2 rRNA genes are annotated in these 3,453 nt (G+C 53.5%); both read right to left on the bottom strand.

Features of this window, described 5'->3' with window-relative positions:
• Window positions 1–33: 33 nt before the first annotated feature.
• Window positions 34–148: ribosomal RNA gene (gene rrf / locus IB238_RS24250) — 5S ribosomal RNA — on the bottom strand.
• A gap of 246 nt (window positions 149–394) precedes the next feature.
• Window positions 395–3,191, bottom strand: a 23S ribosomal RNA gene (locus IB238_RS24255).
• Window positions 3,192–3,453 lie beyond the last annotated feature (262 nt).

Raw genomic sequence — 3,453 nt, forward strand, 5'->3', positions numbered from 1 at the left:
GTGTCGAGAAGATTGTTCATTTGCCTTTAGCAGACCTGGCAGCGACCTACTCTCCCGCGTCTTGAGACGAAGTACCATTGGCGCTGGGGCGTTTCACGGCCGTGTTCGGAATGGGAACGGGTGCAGCCACCCCGCCAGAACCACCAGGTCGGCTAAGGGCAAATGTTCATGCCGGCGGCATGAACATTCGTCCCTTACCTTGCTTTGGCAAACCTTTCTTCCTCGCTGGTCGCTCGGAAGGGTGCCAAAGCGGCCATACGGGAACGTATGAACATGCTTTGTGCATGATGATGAGAAGCTGGTGAAGTTTTCACTTCGTTTTTCTTTGAACACGTCATGGTCATGGGCGGACAAGCGCAAGGCGCTTGCCGCGAGATGAGCATTTTCAATGAGAACGATCAAGCCAATCGAGCGATTAGTACCGGTAAGCTTCACGCATTGCTGCGCTTCCACACCCGGCCTATCAACGTGGTCGTCTTCCACGGCTCTCAAGGGAATACTCGTTTTCAGGTGGGTTTCCCGCTTAGATGCCTTCAGCGGTTATCCCTTCCATATATAGCTACCCTGCTATGCCCTTGGCAGGACAACAGGTCCACCAGAGATATGTCCATCCCGGTCCTCTCGTACTAGGGACAGATCCTGTCAATATTCCTACACCCACGGCAGATAGGGACCGAACTGTCTCACGACGTTCTGAACCCAGCTCACGTACCGCTTTAATTGGCGAACAGCCAAACCCTTGGGACCTGCTCCAGCCCCAGGATGCGATGAGCCGACATCGAGGTGCCAAACAACCCCGTCGATATGGACTCTTGGGGGTCATCAGCCTGTTATCCCCGGCGTACCTTTTATCCGTTGAGCGATGGCCCTTCCACGCGGGACCACCGGATCACTATGACCGACTTTCGTCTCTGCTCGACTTGTCAGTCTCGCAGTCAGGCGGGCTTATGCCATTGCACTCGACGAGCGATTTCCGACCGCTCTGAGCCCACCATCGCGCGCCTCCGTTACTCTTTCGGAGGCGACCGCCCCAGTCAAACTACCCACCATACACGGTCCCGGATCCGGATAACGGACCGCGGTTAGACATCCATGACGATAAGGGTGGTATTTCAAGGATGGCTCCACAGAAACTGGCGTCCCTGCTTCAAAGCCTACCACCTATCCTACACATGCCGACACGAATGCCAGTGTAAAGCTATAGTAAAGGTGCACGGGGTCTTTCCGTCTGACCGCAGGAACCCCGCATCTTCACGGGGAATTCAATTTCACTGAGTCTATGTTGGAGACAGCGGGGAAGTCGTTACGCCATTCGTGCAGGTCGGAACTTACCCGACAAGGAATTTCGCTACCTTAGGACCGTTATAGTTACGGCCGCCGTTTACTGGGGCTTCGATTCAAAGCTTGCACCTCTCCTCTTAACCTTCCAGCACCGGGCAGGCGTCAGACCCTATACGTCGTCTTGCGACTTCGCAGAGCCCTGTGTTTTTGATAAACAGTCGCTACCCCCTGGTCTGTGCCACCCCTTTCCACTTGCGTAAAAAGAGGTCACGCTTCTTCCGAAGTTACGCGTGCAATTTGCCGAGTTCCTTCAACATAGTTCTCTCAAGCGCCTTGGTATACTCTACCTGACCACCTGTGTCGGTTTCGGGTACGGTCTATACGGTGGAGCTATTTCCTGGAACCGCTTCGCGGCCCAACCAATCCAATAAGGTTGAACAACTTACGCGATCCGTCACTACCACCAGGCCCACGAATATTAACGTGGTTCCCATCGACTACGCGTGTCCGCCTCGTCTTAGGGGCCGGCTAACCCTGCTCAGATTAACTTTAAGCAGGAACCCTTGGTCTTTCGGCGAGGGAGTCTCTCACTCCCTTTATCGTTACTCATGTCAACATTCGCACTTCCGATACCTCCAGAGGCCCTCACGGGTCCTCCTTCACAGGCTTACGGAACGCTCCGCTACCACGTGCATTGCTGCACATCCTCAGCTTCGGTGCATGGCTTTAGCCCCGTTACATTTTCGGCGCAAAGACCCTTATTTAGACCAGTGAGCTGTTACGCTTTCTTTAAATGATGGCTGCTTCTAAGCCAACATCCTGGTTGTTTTGGGATCCTCACATCCTTTCCCACTTAGCCATGACTTGGGGACCTTAGCTGGAGGTCAGGGTTGTTGCCCTTTTCACGACGGACGTTAGCACCCGCCGTGTGTCTGCCGACTAGTACTCCTCGGTATTCGGAGTTTGGTTAGGATCAGTAAGACGGTGAGTCCCCATAGCCCATCCAGTGCTCTACCCCCGAGGGTATTCGGTCGACGCTCTACCTAAATAGATTTCGCGGAGAACCAGCTATTTCCGAGTTTGATTGGCCTTTCACCCCTAGCCACAAGTCATCCCAATCTATTGCAACAGATGCGGGTTCGGTCCTCCAGTTGGTGTTACCCAACCTTCAACCTGCTCATGGCTAGATCACTCGGTTTCGGGTCTAATGCGACGAACTGAACGCCCTGTTCAGACTCGCTTTCGCTGCGCCTCCACCTATCGGCTTAAGCTTGCTCGTCACACTAAGTCGTTGACCCATTATACAAAAGGTACGCCGTCAGGCTTGCGCCCTCCGACTGTTTGTAGGCAACCGGTTTCAGGTTCTCTTTCACTCCCCTTGTCGGGGTGCTTTTCACCTTTCCCTCACGGTACTTGTTCGCTATCGGTCATGCACGAGTACTTAGGCTTGGAGAGTGGTCTCCCCATGTTCAGACAGGATTTCACGTGTCCCGCCCTACTCAAGGACATCAGCTGTTCTACGTGTACGGGGCTATCACCCGCTACGGCCGGACTTTCCATTCCGTTCCACTTTATTCCCTGATGCCACTGGCCTGGTCCGCGTTCGCTCGCCACTACTTGCGGAGTCTCGGTTGATGTCCTTTCCTGCAGGTACTTAGATGTTTCAGTTCCCTGCGTTCGCTTCTTACCCCTATGTATTCGAAGGTAAGATACCTTATTTCAATACTTGGAAACCTAAGCCGTGCCAAAGCACAACTTAAATTCTCCAAGCATTTAAGGTGGGTTTCCCCATTCGGAAATCCATGGATCAAAGCTTATTCGCAGCTCCCCACGGCTTATCGCAGCGTATCACGTCCTTCATCGCCTGTGCATGCCAAGGCATCCACCAATTGCCCTTACGACACTTGATCGTTCTCATTGCCAATGCTCATCACTAGCTTTCGCAAAGCGAAAGCGACCGGGTTACCTTTTACAACCCAGCCAACTCATGATGCCATCGACGTGTTCGGCAGCTAAGCTTTATTGGAACCACGCCGAGCGGTTCGCTTGCTTGCTGCCATTAAGACCAGCTTCTCGAGATCTGTCCGGGGATGCGCGGTCAGGCAACATCCATCAACACGTCATCAGACGAAGACCGAGGCCTTCGAACAACGACACGTTCTGAGTAACAGG

Origin of the sequence: Rhizobium sp. ARZ01 (assembly GCF_014851675.1) — a bacterium.
Taxonomy (GTDB): domain Bacteria; phylum Pseudomonadota; class Alphaproteobacteria; order Rhizobiales; family Rhizobiaceae; genus Mycoplana.